Here is a 20,715-nt window from a genome sequence, read left to right as displayed (position 1 = left end):
TTACTGACCTGCTATCTGCATTTCTGAAATCAATACCGAACCGGTTTGAATTTGCCCACGGCGGTCCAGATCTGAGCCCACTCGTACAATATTTTTAAACATGTCTTTGAGATTACTCGCAATGGTAATTTCGTGCACAGGGTAAGCCAGTTGGCCGTTTTCCACCCAGAACCCGCTTGCGCCACGTGAATAATCTCCAGTGACAGTATTCACTCCTTGGCCCATCACTTCGGTCACCAACAATCCTGTCCCCATTTCAGCAAGCAAATCATCAAAATCACGGCCACCATGACGTATTAACCAGTTATAAATGCCGCCGGCATGACCTGTATTTTCCATGTTTAACTTGCGCGCAGAATATGCCGACAGTAAGTACGTACTTAGCACTCCTTGCTCAACGACCATTCGATCTTGCGTGGCAACACCTTCAGAATCAAACGGCGCGCTGGCCAGAGCGCAGGGGATCAACGGACGTTCAACAATAGACAGGTGATCAGGCATAATTTGTTCGCCTAATCGGTCTTTCAAGAATGAGGCATTGCGGTACAAATTACCGCCTGAAATAGCAGACACAAGATGACCAAACAGGCCAGATGCTAAATCAGATGCAAAAATGACCGGTACTTTACGTGTACCAAGCTTGCGCGCATTCAACCGGTTTATTGTGCGTTGCGCAGCATGCTCGCCCACTCTTTCTGGCAACCACAAGCGCTCAGCCTGACGGCTGATGGAATAACTGTAGTCGCGCTGCATGTCATCACCCTCTTTGGCGATGGTGACACAACTTAGGCTATGGCGAGTGCTTGGATAACCGGCAATAAAACCATGGCTATTGCCATATAAACGCACCGATTCATGAGAAGAAAACGTTGCGCCATCTGAGTTATTGATGCGCGGATCTGTATCAAAAGCAGCTTGCTCACATCTCATCGCCAATTCAATTGCATTTTCTGGATCAAGTGAACCTGGGTGATAGAGCTGAAGATCAGGTACAGATTCCGGCATTTGCTCTGCGTCGGCAGGTCCACTAAACGGGTCTTCCGAGGTATACTTAGCAATATTGCAGGCCGCATCTACCGCAACTTTCAGTGCTTCCGGGCGCAAGTCTGATGTAGAGGCATTGCCTTTTTTATGGCCAAAGTAAACCGTAATACCCAGCGCACCGTCTCGATTAAATTCGAGTGTTTCGATATTTTGCTTACGAATACTAACGCTAATCCCAGTTTGGCGGCTCATCGCGGCTTCTGCTTGAGAAGCCCCTTTGGATTTAGCATAATTGAGAGTGTCGGCAATGAGCTCTTGAAGCTGTTGCTGTTCAGCAGCAATCGTTTGAGACATGAAGCTTGGGTCCGGAGTCTATTAAAATACGCAAACAAGCATGATACTGCAATTTACCCCTCAGTTGCGAGCACCGAAAGCTCGGAATCGCGACCTTATGGCAGAGCAAGATGACCAAGAAAAAAAAACAAGAAGAACTTCCTGAAGATTTTGTGAGTAAAACTGAGCTAAAACGCCAGTCTGACGAACTTCAAGCACTAGGTATACGCCTCTCACAAATGAACACAAGTGTGCTCGATGAATTGCCATTGGATTATCAATTACGTGATGCCATTGAACTTGCACAACGAATTCGCAATAAACGAGAAGGGTACCGTCGCCAACTTCAATACATTGGCAAGTTAATGCGAAATGTCGACAGTGACGAAATCATTAAAGCGCTAGCAGTGCACGACGCTAAACACGTGAAAGCCAATGCTATCTTTCATCAATTAGAGCTGAAACGCGATCTACTGATCAGTGAAGGCGATGGTGCAATTCAAGCTTGTATCGATGAATTCCCAGGAGCAGACCGCCAACGTTTGCGTCAGCTTGTTCGTTCAGCGCAACGCGAGCAATCTCAGAATAAACCCCCAAAATCAGCACGAGAAATATTTAAATATTTAAGAGAATTACAGGAAAGTGCGGAATAACAAATCGCGCATTGAATAAAAAGCCCCAGTCAGTTTATTGTGACTGGGGCTTTTTATTATCCGCTAGTACCACCAACGGTCAGTTGGTCGACCTTCAAGGTAGGTTGACCAATGCCGACAGGAAGGCTTTGCCCATCTTTACCGCATACGCCTACACCTTCGTCCAGCGCCAAATCATTGCCCACCATGGAAATATGATTCATTGCTGCAGGGCCGGAACCAATGAGAGTTGCACCTTTGACAGGACTCGTCAGCTTACCGTTTTCAATGAGGTAAGCCTCTGATGTAGAGAATACAAATTTACCCGAGGTAATATCCACTTGGCCGCCCGCAAAGTTAGGTGCGTAAATCCCTTTTTCAACTGAACTGATAATATCTTCGGGTGTGCTTTCGCCAGCAAGCATGTAGGTATTTGTCATGCGCGGTAATGGCAAGTGAGCATATGATTCACGTCGGCCATTGCCGGTTAATCTTGCATTCATCAAACCCGCGTTGAGTTTGTCTTGCATATAACCTTGAAGAATCCCGTCTTTAATCAGCACATTATATTGCCCCGGCGTTCCTTCATCATCGACGCTGACTGAACCACGACGTCCAGCTAACGTACCGTCATCAACCACGGTACACAAAGGCGAAGATACTTGTTGCCCTACTTTGCCGCTAAACGCTGAAGAGCCCTTACGATTAAAGTCACCTTCCAAGCCATGTCCTACGGCTTCGTGTAGCAACACGCCAGGCCATCCAGAGCCTAACACCACCGGCATTGTGCCTGCTGGTGCCGCTATCGCGGTTAAGTTGACTTGCGCTTGGCGAATCGCTTCGTGAGCATAGCCCAGTGCTCGCTTATAGCCACGTTTATCCGTTTCAGAGAAATAGTCGTAATTAGTGCGACCGCCACCGCCTGCCGAACCACGTTCTCGCTTGTCGCCATCTTGCATAAGAACCGTACAGTTCATTCGAACTAGGGGCCGAATATCTGCGGCGAGGGTGCCATCGGTCGCCATCACAACCATGCGCTCGTAAACACCACTTAAGCTTACAATCACTTGGGTCACGCGGGTATCGAGCTCACGGGCCTTTGCATCAACTTCACGCAACAACGCGATCTTATCGGCCTCGACCATCGCCGACAACGGGTTTTCTGGCACGTAAATTTTTGCCTGATCAGACGCCAGTGCAACCTTTAACTGGCCTTCATGGCCACACTCTGCGATACCTTTCGCGGTATTAGCTGCTTGGCGCAATGCATCAAGAGTCAATTCATCGGAGTAAGCAAAACCGGTTTTTTCACCCGTCACGGCTCTCACCCCTAAGCCTTGCTCGATATTAAAGCTACCTTCTTTGATGATGCCGTCTTCAAGTACCCAAGATTCGTGATGTGAACCTTGGATAAATATATCTGCAAAATCAATTTTATGGTCATACATGCCACTGAGGCAAGTTTGCAAATCGTCGAGTTCAACATTTGCAGGGGTCAGCATCGCTTGGCTGACTTGTGACACAATTGTCATCAAAATATCCTTTCTACTACGAGCGTTTATGGCTTAACGCAGGTATGGAAGCTCGAACTTGAGCAAGCCGTGCTTTTGATAAAGTTTGGTGAATCATACCAAGTTGAGTGTCCAACTGACCAGAAACCTGACCCCAAGGATCAAGGATCATCGAATGTCCCCAAGTTTCACGGCCATTTTCATGGGTGCCTGACTGATTGGCAGCCACCACATAACATTGATTTTCAATGGCCCGCGCTTGCAATAGAGGCTGCCAGTGCGCCTCACCAGTGATTGCAGTAAACGCGGCAGGCACCACTAACACATCTGCATTTAGGCCCCTAAAATGTTCCGGAAAGCGCAAATCATAGCAAATAGACAAACCTACTTTGAAACCTTCTATCGTCACCGTCACACTCGACTGACCGGGGTATGTGGTATCCGACTCACGATAACTGCCTGTTGAGTCCGAGATATTCACATCAAATAAGTGTCGCTTGTCGTAGCGTGCCGCTTGCATACCTGAAGGGCCGTACACCAAACATGCTTGATAGTGCTTTTTATCATCTTCAGCGATGGGCAGCGAACCTCCAATCAGCCATAATTCATGCAATTTTGCCATTTTTGCTAACCAATCTTGAACATGCCCTTTGCCTGACTGTTCTCGATAAGGTTGACCGGTCGGCGCACCAAAAACTGCAAAACACTCGGGCATCACAACAACTAAAGGGCGAATGCGAGGGAGTTGCTCAAATTGGCTCTCATACCAAGCAAGGTTGTGCTCGATTGAAAAGCCTGAACAAGATTGAATCGCAACCACATCAAGCTGATCAGTCATCTTCATCTCCCACTGTAATCGCAGGTTGCACAGGTATTTCAGGCAACAACACCGGTGAAGGTAGTGGCTCGGAAGTTTGGGCTTCTGGCTGCTGCGATAATGGCTTTGAAGTGCCTGGAGAGACATCATTCACCACCGCTTGAATAGGGGTAGCATTCATCGACACCGCTTCAGATGAGTTTACAGGTGGAGCGGCTGGCTGTTGCAATTCAACCTCTCTACTGCTGCGATCGACTTCGGTGACAATTGGGTTTTCAGTCGTTCCACTCACTTTAAATCGAACTTGAGTCACGACCTCGACAACCGGCTTCATCACAGCATGTAGGGCAAGCACATAAATACCAGTAATTGGGTTGATGGTAAGTCCTGCGAGCAATGGCAAACTACTGGTTAAGTCAGGATGAAATACCACATCATAATCCAGCGTCATCGTCTTTAAATTGGTGGAGCCTGAAATCGTCATATCCCCGGCCACGCCGTCCATTTGAACCTTGTCGCTGGAGACGACCCCGTCCTTGAACTTGAACTCCCCCCTAAATCGATCGTAGAACAGGCCTTTGTCAAACACATCCGAGAAGTCCAACCGCATTTTGCGAACTAAAGAACCAATACTTAGCAAGCTAAATACACGGGCTCCTTTATCAGAGAGTTCTGCAATGTGACCTGATCCAAGTGTCCACTTAAAATGCCCATTGAGTTGCTCGGGTGTCACATCATAAGGCGCTCCGGACCAAGTAAAGTCGAATGAACCATCAGCACTGCTTTGCCGGATCGGTAACTCTTTATTAGGCATCATGGTGGTCATCATAGTTTCAAAGTTTTTGGCCTGCATGACGCCAGTTAGATGTGTTGTTGAACTGTCATCGGTGACAGTCCACTGCCATTCAGAGAGTTTTATTTCGCCCGTGCCCGCTTTAATCCAAGCTTCAGATGCTGTCCAAGTGCCAGCATCTGCGTCCGTACTGCTGTAGAGTCTGACCTCATCAACATAATGTTCTCCAACCTGACACAATCTACAATCGAGTTGTAAGTCAGGAATTGACGCCAAAGTGATCATCGGCGTTTGACTCAGCTCGACGGGTGAACCTATTTCAGTGTGAGGGTCATCGGAGTCGTTTGTTTCATCCTTGGCAGGGGCTTTTTCAGGTGACTGAATCAGCAACTTTGCAGCTGCAAGCTTCACCATCGGCTGTTGACCGTCCAAATAAGTCAAGTCGGCATCTGTGGAATCAGCTTGAATGGCAGCTGTCCAGCCATGGTCGATACGCGATACGCGTGTGTCGACCTTGTTCAGACTCCAATCTCCAATAAACAGTTTATCAAATTGCCAATGTCCGTATTCAAAGGGTAAGGACTTGGCCGAATCAGTTTTAATGGATGCGACGTATTCAATCCAAGGAGCGATATCAAATTGGCTTTGGTGAATATCGAAAGTAATACCAGGAACTCGAATTGCTCCCTGTTGTTCTTGCCCTAGACTCAGCCATACATAATCGCTTGGTTGCTCGCTATTCAAATCCACTTTCCAATCGCCCACGATTAGATCGTTTATGGACATTTGACCATTGAGAATTTGAGTGGGTGAAATCTGCAAATGAACCGTTGTAGGCCAAGCGGTACCTAGAGGTTTTACAAGAGGTTCAGGCAATGCCAAATCAAGCGCGGCTAAGTCAGAGTTTACTGTGATGTGAGTCGTTACACCGCCGTCATCAATGTCGACTTTTACGCCAGCATCCCATTGGACGGAGCCTTCAATGGCAGGCAACTCCAATTCGATTAATTTATTCACGCCTGCGACAGGCCACTGACCGGCGACACTGGCGTTTACTTGGTAAGTTTGAGCGTTAGATGCTCCCGACACATTTAATGTGACAGGTAGTCCCTGATAAGAGCCGCTTAAGTCTTCAATACTAATGGCATCTTGCTGGTAATACACTCGTCCATTCACATCTTCTAGCTGATGTGCAGTTGAACCAGGAATAAACAAATTTGCCTTGTCAAATTGTGCGTAACCAGACACTTTCACATCATCATGATCAAGCGGAATCTCGAGGTGTAGCGGCCCAGAAACAGGCCCTTGAACATTCATCAACTCAAGTGTTTTTCCTACACTATCGGCCAGCATCGACTGGCTCATAACCGCTCGTACCTGACTCGCATTGGCCACGACCGTACCGTCAATTTCAAGCACTGAATCTTCTCGTAAGCCGGGAATCTTGGCCACCAAGTTTTCAACTTTGGCATCGAGCAAATAGGCGGTTTGGCCTACCATGGTCAAATCGCTATTTTCGAACTGCAAGTCAAGATCAAGTGGCTCTAGTGCAGGCCAGTGAGCATCAAACTCGAATCGACTTGCTCGAAGCGGCACATCAACTTGAAATTTGCCATCATGATTAGCAAATGGAAAGTCGCCCAACCGTCCGTGCCAAAGCACCTGCGCACCTTCAATCACACCACTTTGAATCGATGATTTTAAATAATCAGATAAGTCTTGCCCCATCGCTTTGAGTGGAAAGTAATACCAAGCATGTCCCGCTTCGGCCACACTCAGTTCGCCGTATAGATATAGCTCTGGCGACGCCACTTCATCTGTTCTCAGGAGTCCACTGAGTCGAGCCGATAAATCAGTCGCTTCAATATCCAATTGGCTAATATCAATCGCCCAACCTTGCTCAAGGCGCTGCCCATTGACACGTCCGGCAAGACGCTCTAATTCAATATCCTGATAGAAATGCCCCGTTGCCTCTATGACTTGCGCAGGTGCATCTATTTCAAATTGGAATTCGCTTTGATTGGCATACAATTGGCCATCGAGTAGCGAAACCCCCGGCAGGCTCTGAGTTTTATTCCAACCCACATGACGCAAGTCAGCGCTTAGTCTCCAGTCATCGGGACTTGCAAACCACAGCCGAACATCATCAATCGAACCGCTCATAACGCTTGATAGCTCTGACAGAACAGGGTGTGTTAAAGGAGAGAACTCAACCAATGGCAGCAATGTTTTCAGGTCGGCGCGTTCAATTGCCGCCGTAAATACATTATTTTGTTGCTCAAAACGGGCCGTAAAGTCATTCCATTTTAGACCATTGGTTGATGCGTCAAGACCATCGAGCCATGCCTGCCAGCCGCCATGTTCATAGGCATACCCCACAACACCGCTACTGATGACGACCTCGCGAGGTTCGCCTGCTCGATTCCAGTTCAACTTGTTTTCGCCAAACTGCACCGCACCTTGCGTAACACGGTTCCAGTCGAAATCGATCCACGTTTCAAGGTTGATTTTACTGTCGACAATTTCGACTGAGCGATTGAGCCATTGTCGGATAAATGCATGCGCGGAGAGATTTTCAACACTGCCGTAAAAGCGCCCTGTGATATCTTCTGGCGAGTTTCTATGACCTTCAATATCAACAACAAAACCAACTACTTGTTGGTCGTAGCCAAGGATATGTGCGCTGCCTTCCCCACGATGATGATTACCCGAGTTTCGCCAAGATAAGTGTGGCACCACGATGCTGTCTAACTGCTTGGCATCGCGACTTAAATGCATGGTTAAATCATAAAGTTCAAACTCGGTAAAGCGGCTACTTGCCAGTTCCAGCAACAGTAACTGCCACGGTGATGAATTGGTTTCAGGCAAGTCTTCGTTGACCTCAAACGGAGCTAGATCTAATTCTAACCCCTGCATTTGAATTCGCCCGAAACGTAAATTAAATGCCACGAGGGTAGACCACAGATCAACTTTAAACCCCATGCTATTGAGGTGTTTAACCTGATCAGGACCGGAGGTAGGGTCGATATCGACATCATTTAATGTGAGATAGAGCCCAAAGTCTTTCCACTGAACATTAAGATCTGTATATCGGAGCTTGAAATCATAGTTGGCTAAAAACCAATCTTGAATGGGCTTTTTAACATGCTCAGCGTGAGGCGAAAGCACCCTGAGAGCGCTGACAAAAAGCGCCAACATAATGAGTAAGACTATGAATACAAGCCACAATCGATAAAGGCTTGAACGAAGAATTCGCCAAAAGCCCATGCTTACATCATTACCACGTCAAATTTTTCCTGACCGTACATGATCTCGGATTGAACTTTCACTTGCTTACCGATAAAAACTTCGAGTTCAGCCATCGCATGTGACTCATCTTCATCTAAAGCATCGGCCACCGCTGGCGACGCATACACCACAAATTTATCGGCATCATACGCTCGGTTGACGCGTAAAATTTCGCGTAAAATCTCGAAGCAAATGGTCTCTACCGTTTTAAGAGAGCCACGCCCTTTGCAGCATAAACAGGGCTCGCACAAAATATGTTCTAGGCTTTCACGAGTTCGTTTACGTGTCATTTCAACCAAACCTAGTCCAGAAAAACCACTAATTTTAGTTTTAGCATTGTCACGAGATAGCGCCGCTTCAAGGCTCGCCATGACGCGCTCTTTGTGGTCTTCTTGCACCATGTCAATAAAATCAATAATGATGATGCCGCCTAAATTTCTCAGCCTGAGTTGGCGAGCAATAGCTTGAGTCGCTTCGAGGTTTGTATTGAAGATCGTTTCTTCGAGATTCCGGTGACCGACAAAGCCACCCGTATTAATATCTATGGTCGTCATGGCTTCGGTTTGATCAATGATCAAATAACCGCCGGACTTCATTTCAACTTTGCAATCTAATGCCCGTTGAATCTCAGACTCCACTTCATATAAATCGAATAGAGGACGCTCGCCTGGGTAGTATTCAAGAGCACCACTCAACGAAGGTACAAAATCATCTAAAAATACGCTGAGTTGCTCGTGAGTCTGTTTAGAATCAATTTTAATACGGTCAATGCCAGTGCCCACATAATCCCTTAACACTCTAAATGCGAGACTCAAGTCACCGTAGATCATGGTGAGGGGGTGATATTCCTGCCAACGTTTTTGAATTTTGTTCCACAAACGCATCAGAAATGCAGCATCTTGCTCCAACTCGAGCTCTGTAGCATTTTCCGCTGCAGTGCGAATAATGTAACCACCGGATTCATTCACATACTGACTAATGAGATTCTTTAAGCGTTCTTTCTCTTCCTCTGAGTCAATTCGTTGAGACACGCCTACATGCTCTGCACCAGGCATAAAAACCAAATACCGAGAAGGCAATGTAATATCCGTTGTGAGCCGAGCGCCTTTAGTACCCAGTGGATCTTTCACCACTTGCACTACAATTTCTTGGCCTTCTCGAACTAACTCAGCAATGTTGCCAGCTTGGAAGTGTTCTTGCTCAACATCGGCAACACATTCGGTATGAGGCACAATATCGGATGCGTGAAGGAATGCGGCTTTTTCAAGCCCAATATCAACAAACGCTGCTTGCATGCCAGGTAATACTCGGCTCACTTTACCCTTGTAAATATTTCCCACAATGCCGCGTTTGGCTTGGCGTTCGACATGAACTTCTTGTAAGACTCCATTTTCAACGAGGGCAACACGGGTTTCACTGGGAGTGACATTAATGAGGAGCTCAACTCCTACTTGCGAGGAAGAGTGCATTGTTCAGGTCTCCTGAAGCGCTTGAGTCAACAGTTGATGAGTTTGGCACAATGGAAGGCCTACAACCGCACTGTAACTGCCGACAATGCGTTCCACAAAGCAACCTGCCTGCCCTTGAATGCCGTAGCCACCGGCCTTATCACTTGGCTCACCTGAGTCCCAATACGTGTCAATTTCATGCATTGAGAGTGTTCTAAACGTTACATCAGTAATGACGTTTTCAACCCAGTGTCGTTCTTGCTTGACCACTGCAATTGCCGTCATCACCTGGTGGGTTGCTCCTGAAAGCACCGAAAACATGCGCAAAAAATCGTCTTTATCTTTCGGCTTTTCAAATACTAGATTACCACTCACAACAATTGTATCGGAGCCTAACAACCAATGTTCCGGATAAAGCCCAGAGACAGCTTGTGCTTTCTCGAGCGCTAGCCGAGACACATAATCTGCCGGAGACTCATTGTCTAACCGACGCTCTTCAATATCTGCGGCACAGACCTTAAAATCAGCAATAATGTCAGACAATAACTCTTTACGACGCGGGCTCGCTGACGCCAAGACTAATGGCATAGATAAGTTCATTGGGCGCTATCGAATCCTAAAGTGGCGACGTATTCGTCGCATCAGGAAAAAGACCCACGGCCACAGGATAAAGTTAATCAGAACCGCCCACAGTTGTTCCCGATCAAAATCAACATCAATGGCTAAATAGGTCATCCAATATTCAAATAACTTGGCCATTAACGACAACAGAGCAATGATAATTGCCTGTTGCCAAACCGAAAAATTTCTAATTTTCTGAAACTGCAATGCTACTACGTAGATGATCACGCTCATTGCTAACGCATTAGCTCCTAGCACCGAGCCTTTCAGTACATCGAGCATCAAGCCCATTGTGAACGCTGTGCCCACATTGACACGATGAGGTAATGCAAGTCCCCAATAGGCAACGACTAACAATAGCCAATCCGGGCGATACGCTTGCACTAGCTCTGGTAACGGCATCACCGCAAACACAAGCGCAACAAACAAAGTAAAGTATAGAATAACGCGTTCAATCATCCGCTTTCTCCCGCTTCTGTTGACGCATCTGATTCTAGAGTTTCAATCAATTCGCGCGTTTCATCCACTTCATCTGTAGGCCAAATAAGAAGCAAATAACGAAGTCGATCGAGTTCAGCGATTGGCTTTGCAGTAATCTGAGAGAAGGGTAAGCCTTCGTCGGCATTCACGGTATCGACTCGAGCAACCGGATAACCTTCAGGAAAACGCCCGCCCAAACCAGACGTCACAAGAATATCTCCCGTTTGAATATCGGCACTGTGTTGCACATGCTGAAGTTCGAGCTGATCGAGTTGGCCTACACCAACGGCTATGGTGCGAATGTCATTTCGACTGACTCTCACCGGTATCGCGTGGCTAATATCGGCAATAAGCAACACTCGACTCGTAGTAAGACCCACTTCATCAATTTGCCCCACAACGCCATTGTCATCCAACACCGGCTGCCCCACAAATACGCCGCTATCGGATCCTTTATCAATCAGTACTCTATATCGGTAAGGGTCTGTTTCCACCGCTACAATTTCAGCAACGACTTTACGTGTATCCTGCTGTACCGGCGAACCTAAAAGTGCGCGCAAACGGCTGTTTTCACGCTGAAGTTGAGACAATAATTGCAGTTGTCCCGAATGGATATGAGCTTGCTCTTTAAGCTGAAGGTTTTGAAGGCGTAGCACTCTGCGACTGACCAGGTAGTTTTCTGCAGAGCTGAGCATTCGATCCGGCAAGCTCGCCACATAATAAACAGGCGAAACAGCCGTACTAAGATAACCGCGAACTTGCACTACGTAGGCAAAATTTCGATCCAAGTACGCCAGTATAATGGCTGCAAAAACAGCCAAAAATAAGCGAAACTGAAGCGATGGACCTCGCCCAAAAATAGGTTTCATGCGCAGAACAACCGGTTATACTGCTGCATTAATCGTAGGCAAAAACGTCACCACCATGAACGTCGATCATTTCCAGCGCTTTTCCGCCTCCACGAGCAACACATGTTAATGGGTCATCTGCAATCACCACAGGAATTCCTGTTTCTTCCATTAATAAACGGTCGAGATCTTTCAATAACGCTCCGCCGCCGGTCAACACCATGCCACGTTCAGAAATGTCTGAGGCTAGTTCAGGTGGAGATTGTTCCAGCGCCACCATCACCGCAGAAACAATACCCGTTAGCGGCTCTTGCAGGGCTTCCAATATTTCGTTGCTGTTCAGGTTAAAACTACGTGGCACACCTTCAGCAAGGTTACGACCGCGTACTTCAACTTCACAGACTTCTTCGCCAGGGTAAGCAGATCCAATACTGTGTTTGATTCGCTCGGCTGTGGCTTCACCAATTAAGCTGCCATAATTGCGGCGCACATAGTTGATAATTGCTTCGTCAAATTTATCACCGCCAATACGCACCGATGACGAATAGACCACACCATTGAGCGATATAATGGCTACTTCCGTGGTGCCACCTCCAATATCAACCACCATTGAACCGGTGGCTTCAGATACCGGTAAGCCCGCACCAATAGCAGCAGCCATCGGCTCTTCAATTAAATACACTTCACGTGCACCGGCACCCGCGGCTGATTCTTTAATGGCTCGTTTTTCAACTTGAGTGGCGCCACAAGGCACACACACCAAAACACGAGGGCTGGGACGGAAGAAATTATTCGAATGCACTTGCTTAATGAAATGCTGCAGCATCTTTTCAGTCACATAAAAATCGGCAATAACACCGTCTTTCATCGGACGAATTGCGCGGATGTTTCCGGGCGTTCTTCCCAGCATTTGCTTGGCTGCATGACCAACAGCAGCCACACTTTTAGGGCCACCCGCGCGCTCTTGGCGAATAGCAACTACAGATGGTTCATTCAGAACAATGCCCTGCTCTCTAACATAGATGAGGGTATTCGCTGTGCCCAAATCAATGGACAAATCATTGGAAAATATTCCGCGAAACTTTTTTAACATGGATGGGCCCAAAAACATTTAGCTCTCAAATTAAACTTGAGAGGAGTGCTTGATAGTAAATGAGGTTAACTTTACCAATGCCCCACCGCCACGACAAGCGACAGAGCCTTAATAAACGAGTAAAGCAGACATAAAGAGAGAATGAAGTGAAAATCTGGCATGATCATGACGAAAGTTTAGTTTTTGACACTGTTTTTTACAAGAATCTGAGCCTTTACTCAAAAACTGGAAAGACAAAGCATGACTCCTATTGGCAGAAAAATTTTAGAGTTACTCGCACTGAAGCAAATTGCATTTGAACGCATCCAACATGCCCCAGCAGAAACCTGTTTTGATAGCTCGGCATTACGGGGGCACCCTCAGTCGATCGGGGGCAAAAGTATTTTGTTCAAATCCCAGCATGGTTTCGTTATGATCGTATTGGCTGCGCATTTACGAATTGATTCTGGCAAAGTTCGACACTACCTAAAAAGCTCTAAATTGAGATTTGCGTCCAAGGAAGAGTTATTCAATCTAGCGGGTGTTGTGAAAGGTGCATTGCCACCGTTTGGCAACGGTCTGTTGGACATAGAAATGCATTTGGATAGAAGCCTTTGCGATAATCAACATATCGCTTTTAATTGTGGCGTATTGACCGAGTCGGTTGTGTTAAAGATGGAAGACTACCTGTCACTCATCTCGGCTCCGTGGTGTGACTGCGCTGCCACGGAACTCGACACAAGTATTTAAGGCATTACTTCGCGCCGCGTGATCACTCGGTCGCTGCTACGCTGACGCCCAAAAACCGCAACGCCTGAGACCGCTTCATCCAACACGCCTGTATTTCCCCAGTCGTCTTTTAGCCACTCTGGCCAATTCTCTGAAGGCGCGCTTACACCGCCCACACCCATGTAATGCGTGGCATACCCACGACTGTCCGGTGCACTATAGCGCACCCAATAACGCCCCTCATTCGCCACCACCGCATCACCATACGTGCTTAAATTTGAGGTCATCGACACCTCACTTTTACCCGAACCTATCGGGATACCGCTGGCGCTGTTATCCGGTGTAAAACTCATCATATTCAACGTCAAAGCACTGCAACTATCTTTTCCGTTAAATACAAAACCTGAAGATTCGTAACGCTCAAATTCATTTCGAACATGCACTGTTTCGGTATCTGCGCCATACCCATTGCCCACCACTAAGCGACCGAAGTACATAGGCGCCAAAGGCACACCTAACGATGAATTTGAGACGTCAGGCAAGAGCTGAATAGCATCACAGCTACCTGTGCAAGGGTACGTTAGTTCGCTGGCTTCGAAGGTTTCGTCATCCCCACCTTTGAGTGAAAGCCCCAACTCGGCTGTTGTAAACGGACCATTGTCTATCGCCGCGTTAACGCCTTGCCGCTCAACGCCAAAGTTGTCGCTCAAGATCACCACACCATTGACCCACTTAAGCGTGCTACCCAAACCATTCAACCGACCACTTAAGTCAACGTCTGTCACTGCTCGATTAAACAGCCAATAACTCGGGGTTTGTGCCGCAAACTGATAACCTAAACTGTCGGTATCGTAGTTTCTCACCGTCCCATCGTTGGCATTGCGCGCCAAGACTTCATAATCGAGTTGTTGCGCTGTGTGCCCTAAATAGGAAAAGTCTCCAAGCACACAGCTGGCCATGGCCGATGAGCTTTCGAGCTCAAAGTATGCAGGATAAAAACGCCCGATGGTTTGAGCATGAACTTGCGCCCCAGTGCCCGTCCCCAAAAAATCCGCCAGCTCCGCTTCCAGCGTCACACTTCCAACTTCGCTGTACGTCACTTTTGAGAGTGTGGCAAAACCATCACTAAAATCAGCAGGCACCACTGCCATGCCTGCGTTACCATCCACTTGAAAGGTACCCAATTGCCCACCACTGGGAGTGTCTAATGACGGACTAAAACTGATGTCTTCTGAAAAGTTCGGCGTAATACAAGGATCAGATATTAAGCTACAATCGTCGCTCGGCTCACAGTGTTGCATGATCCCCGCGATACTGAGCTCAAACTCTTGGCCTGCTGCCACAAAACCATTCCCAGTCAACGCTGTACCTTCAGGATTGAGCAACGAGCAATCATCATTCGCCACTTTTAATAAACGGATCCCCGCGGGCACGACAACCACCGTTCCTTGTCCTTCAACAAGCGGGGTACTCGGATCGTTACTATCCGCCTCGGATGCATGTAAAGTCAGCCCACCTACGTCTTTATATTTGAATTGACGCACTTGCTCTGACACGCCAGCGTTGAACTCAACTATTTTCGTCAGTGCACCGCTACCATACTCAGGCACGGTATCCACATCATTTTTTAAGCTGCGCACTTGGGTGGCTGGGATCCCCGGGTGAATGTCTTCATATTCAACGGAAAAGTCGATGGACTTGGTCCCCGTATAGCTGTCGTCAGGTACACAGACAGCAGGATCATCGGAGCTTTCAACGGCTGTAATAATGGCGCTAAAGACAGTATTAGCAATAGGGTTTTCTGCTAAAAAGTCTACCGTAAAGCCTTCGGGCACAAATTCAACGTCACTGCCAGTGCCAGTCACACTGCCATCGGAGGCATACAAGGTCACAGGCCCCACCTCGGGATGCCGAAAGCTTAAGGTCACCGTTCCACCATCGTCACTGTCAAAGGCATAAAAGGCGCTGCCATTGTCGCCCCCCGTCCCCGTTAAACTGCCCTGATTGGAAGCTTGAGATTGCCAATTGCCCTTGTTGGTACTGGAGCTGAGCTCAATTGTACCTTCGTAATCAGAGATAAGGTTTCCTGCGTTGAGCATACGAATAGTGACATCGACGGCCTCGCAGGTCAGCGCTTTAGGAGCTGCAGGCACAACTTCAATATCAGTGACTGTGTTGCTATCACAAATATCCGAAAAATCGGCGTTGAGAACATCGGAGTTGTGTATGATCTCGCCATTGAAAGTGTCTACGGAAGTCTCAACCACAGCCAAACCTTCAAATTTAGCCGTACTATTTTGAAGCTCTAATGTTTCGTAATTAGCATCTCTTGCGTCCTGTACTAAAGCACCCCGAATATGGCCGTTAAAAATTTGAACCCGTTTATCAGTGTAAATCACTAAATTTTCTACTGGGTAACTTGTGTCCTTATTGATGCCCGTCGCATTGCTTTGCAACACGATTTGAGCATTTGAATAAAAACGCGTTGTTTGAGACTTCAAAGGGTTACTTGGATCAACGCCTGCAGTTGATAAACCTTCGGTGATTATTTCACCTGATACGATATTAAAGGTTTGCCCTATCCAAATATCTCCCGGAGGGAAAAATACGGTCGAGTCACCACTTTGAACGATGAGTTCTCTGATCTCATACTCCACATACCCTTTAGCGTTAAGATTGGCTCCAGCACCTCCCCAGAAGTACAGGTCGCCACCGTTCATTATGATTTGGTTAAAACGAGACTCTCCATTTTGTCCCAAAATTACGGTTTCGCCCGTATTGACAATAATTGTTCGCCCCCCGGAGGCGACATCACGTAAGGGAATACCATTCGGGCGTATACCAAGCTGGTTTGAAATTTGGCATTGTCCGTCGGGAAAAGCTCCTGGACAAGAACTACCGCTTGTTAAGTCATACAAGATCTCAAAATCAAATTGCTCGCCCGCCGGCGTATTGATCACCTTGGTTCCATTTCTGAATTGCAGAAAGGCGCCAGTGCGAAGACCTTGCAGAGTTTTAGAAAGTACATCTTCGCATGCAACCGCATTTGCCTTGGTGCTCAAAGCAAAAAATAGCAAGCCACAAAGGAGGTAAAATACAAAACGAATATTCACAGAGATAACCCACGCGCTTCAATTTCTATCGCGCGCTCCACAGCAATGCTATCGGCTCCTGCGCTACACGCTCCTACTGCTTGTAGCGTGTAGTAAGAAACTGAATCTTGGCTCACTTGGCTACATGAGATTGAAACAGTACAATTTTTAAGTCCCTGAGCATTGGCAAACGACACGGTCTCATCACTAAAGCACGCCTCTCCTGCACCATTTGATAATGGAAATACTTTCACCATTGCCAACTCTGCACCGCTTTGTGCTGCAAGTAATGCTCGAGTCCCATACACTTCAACAGCCACACTTCGGCCAGCATCGGAAAGAAGTCGAATCAATGACATTGCAAGCAGCGACATCACAATGATGGTGAATAGGGCAATCACTAGGCCTACGCCTTTTTGGCGATTAAGGTTGTTGGAGTAGTTGAATTTCATGACTTAACACCACATCTTCTCCACGCTCAGATAACCGCATGAGCACTGTTATGAGGGAATAAAAGGAATAACTTGACCCGCTTCTTGAAAACATCAATTCTGCTGCGGTATTGCCATAGTTTTGTCCCATCAAAACTGGCGTCAAACGATTAATGTATCGATAGACATTACCTGCATCTAAACAATAGGTTATTTCGCTATGTGTAAGATAAAGGCGTTGCGCTGGCGAGTTCTGCTCAAACTGGACTGCGCTAGAAAACGTCACAACATGGGGCACAACTGACGTATCCACATCACTCACAGTGGCAGCACGGCCATTCGCCACATTAAAGTCGGTATATGACTCAGGAAAGATCACTGCAATATAGCTACTGAGATTATTTGGGAACGTACTGTCGGGCATTACCGTTGCGGTGAGTGAAGCCCCTTTAGGCACAATGGGAGCCTCTAGGTAGGCAAAGGCTGCTTCGGTTGGCCTGAAAGATAGGCAACTTCCTTCGTTCGCACCATTGTCTCCGGTCTCAGAAAACACATCATGAATTCTTGGACTACCGGGAACTGCATCACGCAACTCTCGTGACAACCGCTCCACTAAAAAGCGTCCTGAACCGCTCATCTTTTGGCGGTCCACACCGGCTAAATAGGTTTCAACACCGTACTGAATAAAAACCGTGGAAGATACCGCCAAGATACCTAAGATCATCAACACGATGACAAGCTCCATCAACGTAAATGCTGATTGCACTTGGCGCCCCCTCATTAATAGTTCCCCCGATAAGCCGAGAACACAAACTCTCGTCCCGATGGAACACGAACGATAACATCAATCCTTTTTGCAATATCAATGGCATTGGCGGCACCATCAAATGCTGTCGCATCATGAGATACATCGATACGAACGGCGAAATTTGGATATAAATCACCAATGATTTGGCCCGATGAATTGAGCAGATCATTTCCTGAAATAAAGGCTCCCCCTGTATCAAAATCATCCACATCATTGTAGAGCACACGGTTTGCTTCCTCAGGCCCTAATCCATTGCCGCAGGCCGGCACAACAATTCCGGGAATAACTTCGCTGCACCGCCAACGACTTCCGTCATGATCAGAGTTTTCATCATAAGATTTTGCAAGGATCTCGTTCATCATGGTTTGAGCAAGTTCTGACGCTTTCACATCCATCACTGGATCAACGGTATTTCGTGCCTGAGGCGCAAGCACACCGGTAATGATCAACATAGCAATAGCCATGACCACAATACCGACAACCAACTCTATGAGAGTAAAGCCATTATTGCCTTTACAAAGCATGAATAAAACCCTCCGACTCAATCCTCAATGACTCGGTCGTAGAGCCGGTTATGATCACATCGCAACCACCCGCACAGTCGTCTTGCGGCCGACCTAAGCGGTCAAAGCTTATATTTTTAAGCGAGGACGTGACGGACACAAATGACGTCACATTATCAAGGTAGGTGCTTGGACAAGATCCAGTATCGCGTTGCGACACACCAAAGAAAGAGGGCGTTACAACCAGCATGTGGCATTCACCGCTTACTGAACTCATGGCCGATAATTGCACAGAGCGCAATCGCTCAACCAACTCATCTCGCATTGCAACTTCAGCAAAGCCTTGGCTCGACATAAAGCGAGGGATAACGGTAATCGAAATAATCCCAAGAATAATAATGATGACCACCAACTCAATCACCGTAAAACCAGACGACTGTCTCTGCTTAAAGGCATGTCTCATGATTGGTATTGGCTCCTCGAGAATTGAGTCAAATTCACATATAGGTGTCTTCATATTGTATATCAACACAATGCGTTGGTCGCTGAAAATCAGCACCTAAGTCAACGACGAATCAGGCAACTCGATTACAACTTGGCATTCGGATAGAGATACTTCATGTGTTGGATGGTCGCAGTTGCCTCGGAGTGCATTTGTAAAACAGTGTAACTTCGAATCATATTAATCAGTAACTCAACGCGAGGCTTGCGCTTCATTGCTCCTTGCGCCCACTCTACATATTGCAGCAAGCCTTGCTTATTCGACTCTTTCAGATAAATCGGCAAGGTATAATGCATGATCATATATTCAAGCTGGTACTGCATAACATACGGGTTCACAATGCTCTGCAATGGTTCTAATGTGCGCGTTTCAACAGGCATTTTTACCGTTTCAGTCACTTGCCGGATCGTCCATAGATTGGTCAAGCAGAATATGACCAATAAACTTGATAGGCTCAGTGCCACGCCATTCCAAGCGTTTACAAAACTGACATTCACTATACGCATGTGTTGAAAGTTTTGGTGATGATAAAACACTTCCAGAAAACCCAATAAACTGCATAGTAATAACCAATGGAATGCGGACGCATAAAACGGATATTCCGTAAGTGAATGCAGAACCAAAGGCAACATCAAAGCCGCCAGATATGCGCCGCGAGCTCCCAACACGCAAAGACGCCAAATCACGAATATCGCAAAACTCAAAATTCCAACACAAGGTAGGATTCCACCTTCTACCGCCCAAAACAATATTTCATTGTGTGGGTGCGACAACTTCGAGAGGCCGTAGTCTCCATTTTGCTGGTATAACTCTGCTTGAAAATTCAAATAAGCGACTTCAAAATTTCCATACCCAATTCCGAATAGCCAATGTTCTAAAAACATGTCCCAAACAATAGGCCAGATGACTAAACGAACGCCACCAGAAACAAGCGAAGATTCAACTTCTCGGCGGATAGACTCCTGAAAATCATTGTAAATGACTCCCAAGATGCCACCTAATATGATGAGAAGTAAGCCGCTGAATAGTTGTTTTTTCTTATCGCTTCCGGTACGCCAAGCCACGAAAGCAACCAGCATCAAAGACAGCACTAAGCTCAGTAATGCTGTCCGTGAAAGTAACACGATTAATGTAAAAGACGCGCCCACCAAAACAATCTTTGCAATGAAATCGGAGAGCCTTTGAGTTGTTGATGGTATTGAACTGCCAAAATTGAGTGGCTTTATAAAAGCCGCGACGACACTCACGACTAAAAAAGATGCCATGACATTCGGCTGTTGAAAGCTTCCAACGGGAATAGGAGAATTCCAAACCGTATTGATTGTAATATCCAAAAATGATGCTGCAAAAAGTTGGTAAATGCCAATAAGAACTTGAACGCCCCCCATCACAATCAAAGCATTTAGATACGCATCAATATTCCTAATACTAAGCAGATTCCAAACAAAAAATAGAGTTACCGCACCTAGAATCACCCCGATCATTCGGTAAACGACTTCGACTCCTGCTTCATTTCCCCAAGCCAAAGGGCCAATCAAGGATACGATAAACATGAGATACACAATGGCGTTGTTAGATATCTTGGCATTGGCTTGCGCGCAAATTAAACGACATGAAAAATAGGAAAGGATTGAAAAACAGCACCACACTAAATTGTTAATTGGCAATGCCAGTGAAGAGCCTCCCATGTTGTCGAAAACAGCACTCACTAAACTACTCACAATAAGTAGTATTAGGATTCCGCATGCCACAAAAGTTCCTTTTCTTTGAACTAACTCCATATACCTTTAATAGTTCTCTACTTTGCACTGTTTAATGAGCAA

Annotated in this window: 17 protein-coding genes; 2 read left to right on the top strand and 15 right to left on the bottom strand. The window is 46.7% G+C overall.

Annotated elements, in window-relative coordinates; genetic code table 11:
- Nucleotides 1–1,338 carry a metalloprotease PmbA gene (gene pmbA / locus NAF29_RS02820; protein WP_251259966.1) on the bottom strand — a complete coding sequence of 446 codons (1,338 nt, stop codon included), beginning with the start codon at nucleotides 1,336–1,338 and terminating at the stop codon, nucleotides 1–3.
- 110 nt (nucleotides 1,339–1,448) lie between these two features.
- Between pmbA and yjgA the strand changes: the two genes are divergently transcribed.
- A complete protein-coding gene (gene yjgA, locus NAF29_RS02815) occupies nucleotides 1,449–1,970 on the top strand; it encodes a ribosome biogenesis factor YjgA (protein WP_251259965.1) in 522 nt (173 codons plus the stop codon).
- A gap of 56 nt (nucleotides 1,971–2,026) precedes the next feature.
- Here yjgA and tldD read toward each other — a convergent pair whose 3' ends face one another.
- Genes tldD through NAF29_RS02775 form a run of 8 tightly spaced genes read right to left on the bottom strand, consistent with a single transcriptional unit; the run spans nucleotide 2,027 to nucleotide 12,848 of the window.
- The gene (gene tldD, locus NAF29_RS02810; RefSeq protein ID WP_251259964.1) at nucleotides 2,027–3,481 is read right to left on the bottom strand and encodes a metalloprotease TldD; all 1,455 of its coding nucleotides are present in this window, start codon (nucleotides 3,479–3,481) and stop codon (nucleotides 2,027–2,029) included.
- 16 nt (nucleotides 3,482–3,497) lie between these two features.
- On the bottom strand, nucleotides 3,498–4,298 hold the full coding sequence (locus NAF29_RS02805) for a carbon-nitrogen hydrolase family protein (RefSeq protein WP_251259963.1): 801 nt from the start codon (nucleotides 4,296–4,298) through the stop codon (nucleotides 3,498–3,500).
- Nucleotides 4,291–8,337 (bottom strand): YhdP family protein, encoded by a 4,047-nt coding sequence (locus NAF29_RS02800; RefSeq protein ID WP_251259962.1) that lies wholly within the window; start codon nucleotides 8,335–8,337, stop codon nucleotides 4,291–4,293. The genes NAF29_RS02805 and NAF29_RS02800 overlap by 8 nt, the downstream gene beginning before the upstream one ends.
- A gap of 2 nt (nucleotides 8,338–8,339) precedes the next feature.
- On the bottom strand, nucleotides 8,340–9,827 hold the full coding sequence (gene rng / locus NAF29_RS02795; RefSeq protein WP_251259961.1) for a ribonuclease G: 1,488 nt from the start codon (nucleotides 9,825–9,827) through the stop codon (nucleotides 8,340–8,342).
- Between the two features lie 3 nt (nucleotides 9,828–9,830).
- A complete protein-coding gene (locus NAF29_RS02790; RefSeq protein WP_251259960.1) occupies nucleotides 9,831–10,406 on the bottom strand; it encodes a Maf family protein in 576 nt (191 codons plus the stop codon).
- A 6-nt stretch (nucleotides 10,407–10,412) separates the two neighbouring features.
- On the bottom strand, nucleotides 10,413–10,886 hold the full coding sequence (gene mreD / locus NAF29_RS02785; protein ID WP_251259959.1) for a rod shape-determining protein MreD: 474 nt from the start codon (nucleotides 10,884–10,886) through the stop codon (nucleotides 10,413–10,415).
- The gene (mreC, locus tag NAF29_RS02780; RefSeq protein ID WP_251259958.1) at nucleotides 10,883–11,776 is read right to left on the bottom strand and encodes a rod shape-determining protein MreC; all 894 of its coding nucleotides are present in this window, start codon (nucleotides 11,774–11,776) and stop codon (nucleotides 10,883–10,885) included. The genes mreD and mreC overlap by 4 nt, the downstream gene beginning before the upstream one ends.
- Before the next feature lie 28 nt (nucleotides 11,777–11,804).
- Nucleotides 11,805–12,848: a rod shape-determining protein gene (locus NAF29_RS02775; RefSeq protein WP_251259957.1), complete on the bottom strand. Its 1,044-nt coding sequence runs from the start codon at nucleotides 12,846–12,848 to the stop codon at nucleotides 11,805–11,807.
- A gap of 240 nt (nucleotides 12,849–13,088) precedes the next feature.
- On the opposite strand from NAF29_RS02775, the gene NAF29_RS02770 reads away from it, so the two are divergent.
- Entirely contained in the window at nucleotides 13,089–13,577 is a 489-nt protein-coding gene (locus tag NAF29_RS02770) for a YbaK/EbsC family protein (RefSeq protein WP_251259956.1), read from the top strand.
- Here NAF29_RS02770 and NAF29_RS02765 read toward each other — a convergent pair.
- From NAF29_RS02765 to NAF29_RS02740, 6 genes are all read right to left on the bottom strand, one after another.
- On the bottom strand, nucleotides 13,574–16,669 hold the full coding sequence (locus NAF29_RS02765) for a DUF6701 domain-containing protein (RefSeq protein ID WP_251259955.1): 3,096 nt from the start codon (nucleotides 16,667–16,669) through the stop codon (nucleotides 13,574–13,576). The two genes, NAF29_RS02770 and NAF29_RS02765, sit on opposite strands and share 4 nt — an antisense overlap.
- A complete protein-coding gene (locus NAF29_RS02760) occupies nucleotides 16,666–17,100 on the bottom strand; it encodes a hypothetical protein (RefSeq protein ID WP_251259954.1) in 435 nt (144 codons plus the stop codon). The genes NAF29_RS02765 and NAF29_RS02760 overlap by 4 nt, the downstream gene beginning before the upstream one ends.
- A complete protein-coding gene (locus NAF29_RS02755; protein WP_251259953.1) occupies nucleotides 17,072–17,845 on the bottom strand; it encodes a PilW family protein in 774 nt (257 codons plus the stop codon). Before NAF29_RS02755 ends, NAF29_RS02760 begins: the two co-directional genes overlap by 29 nt.
- A gap of 14 nt (nucleotides 17,846–17,859) precedes the next feature.
- Complete coding sequence (locus NAF29_RS02750; protein ID WP_251259952.1) at nucleotides 17,860–18,411, bottom strand: prepilin-type N-terminal cleavage/methylation domain-containing protein; 552 nt, start codon at nucleotides 18,409–18,411, stop codon at nucleotides 17,860–17,862.
- Entirely contained in the window at nucleotides 18,401–18,853 is a 453-nt protein-coding gene (locus NAF29_RS02745) for a hypothetical protein (protein ID WP_251259951.1), read from the bottom strand. The genes NAF29_RS02750 and NAF29_RS02745 overlap by 11 nt, the downstream gene beginning before the upstream one ends.
- A gap of 125 nt (nucleotides 18,854–18,978) precedes the next feature.
- Nucleotides 18,979–20,643, bottom strand: coding sequence for a PglL family O-oligosaccharyltransferase (locus NAF29_RS02740; protein WP_251259950.1), 1,665 nt, complete (start codon nucleotides 20,641–20,643; stop codon nucleotides 18,979–18,981).
- Nucleotides 20,644–20,715 lie beyond the last annotated feature (72 nt).

Source organism: Echinimonas agarilytica, from assembly GCF_023703465.1.
Classification (GTDB): Bacteria; Pseudomonadota; Gammaproteobacteria; order Enterobacterales; family Neiellaceae; genus Echinimonas; species Echinimonas agarilytica.
Note: the sequence above shows the minus strand (reverse complement) of the source record. Positions and strands in the feature narration are given on the sequence as shown.

Excerpts from the sequence above, each read along its gene's own strand:
- NAF29_RS02805 (WP_251259963.1), bottom strand. The coding sequence starts at position 4,298 with ATGACTGATCAGCTTGATGTGGTTGCGATTCAATCTTGTTCAGGCTTT.
- NAF29_RS02775 (WP_251259957.1), bottom strand. The coding sequence starts at position 12,848 with ATGTTAAAAAAGTTTCGCGGAATATTTTCCAATGATTTGTCCATTGAT.
- NAF29_RS02745 (WP_251259951.1), bottom strand. The coding sequence starts at position 18,853 with ATGAGACATGCCTTTAAGCAGAGACAGTCGTCTGGTTTTACGGTGATT.
- NAF29_RS02790 (WP_251259960.1), bottom strand. The coding sequence starts at position 10,406 with ATGAACTTATCTATGCCATTAGTCTTGGCGTCAGCGAGCCCGCGTCGT.
- NAF29_RS02770 (WP_251259956.1), top strand. The coding sequence starts at position 13,089 with ATGACTCCTATTGGCAGAAAAATTTTAGAGTTACTCGCACTGAAGCAA.
- mreC (WP_251259958.1), bottom strand. The coding sequence starts at position 11,776 with ATGAAACCTATTTTTGGGCGAGGTCCATCGCTTCAGTTTCGCTTATTT.
- rng (WP_251259961.1), bottom strand. The coding sequence starts at position 9,827 with ATGCACTCTTCCTCGCAAGTAGGAGTTGAGCTCCTCATTAATGTCACT.
- NAF29_RS02760 (WP_251259954.1), bottom strand. The coding sequence starts at position 17,100 with ATGAAATTCAACTACTCCAACAACCTTAATCGCCAAAAAGGCGTAGGC.
- tldD (WP_251259964.1), bottom strand. The coding sequence starts at position 3,481 with ATGACAATTGTGTCACAAGTCAGCCAAGCGATGCTGACCCCTGCAAAT.
- NAF29_RS02750 (WP_251259952.1), bottom strand. The coding sequence starts at position 18,411 with ATGCTTTGTAAAGGCAATAATGGCTTTACTCTCATAGAGTTGGTTGTC.
- yjgA (WP_251259965.1), top strand. The coding sequence starts at position 1,449 with ATGACCAAGAAAAAAAAACAAGAAGAACTTCCTGAAGATTTTGTGAGT.
- pmbA (WP_251259966.1), bottom strand. The coding sequence starts at position 1,338 with ATGTCTCAAACGATTGCTGCTGAACAGCAACAGCTTCAAGAGCTCATT.
- NAF29_RS02800 (WP_251259962.1), bottom strand. The coding sequence starts at position 8,337 with ATGGGCTTTTGGCGAATTCTTCGTTCAAGCCTTTATCGATTGTGGCTT.
- mreD (WP_251259959.1), bottom strand. The coding sequence starts at position 10,886 with ATGATTGAACGCGTTATTCTATACTTTACTTTGTTTGTTGCGCTTGTG.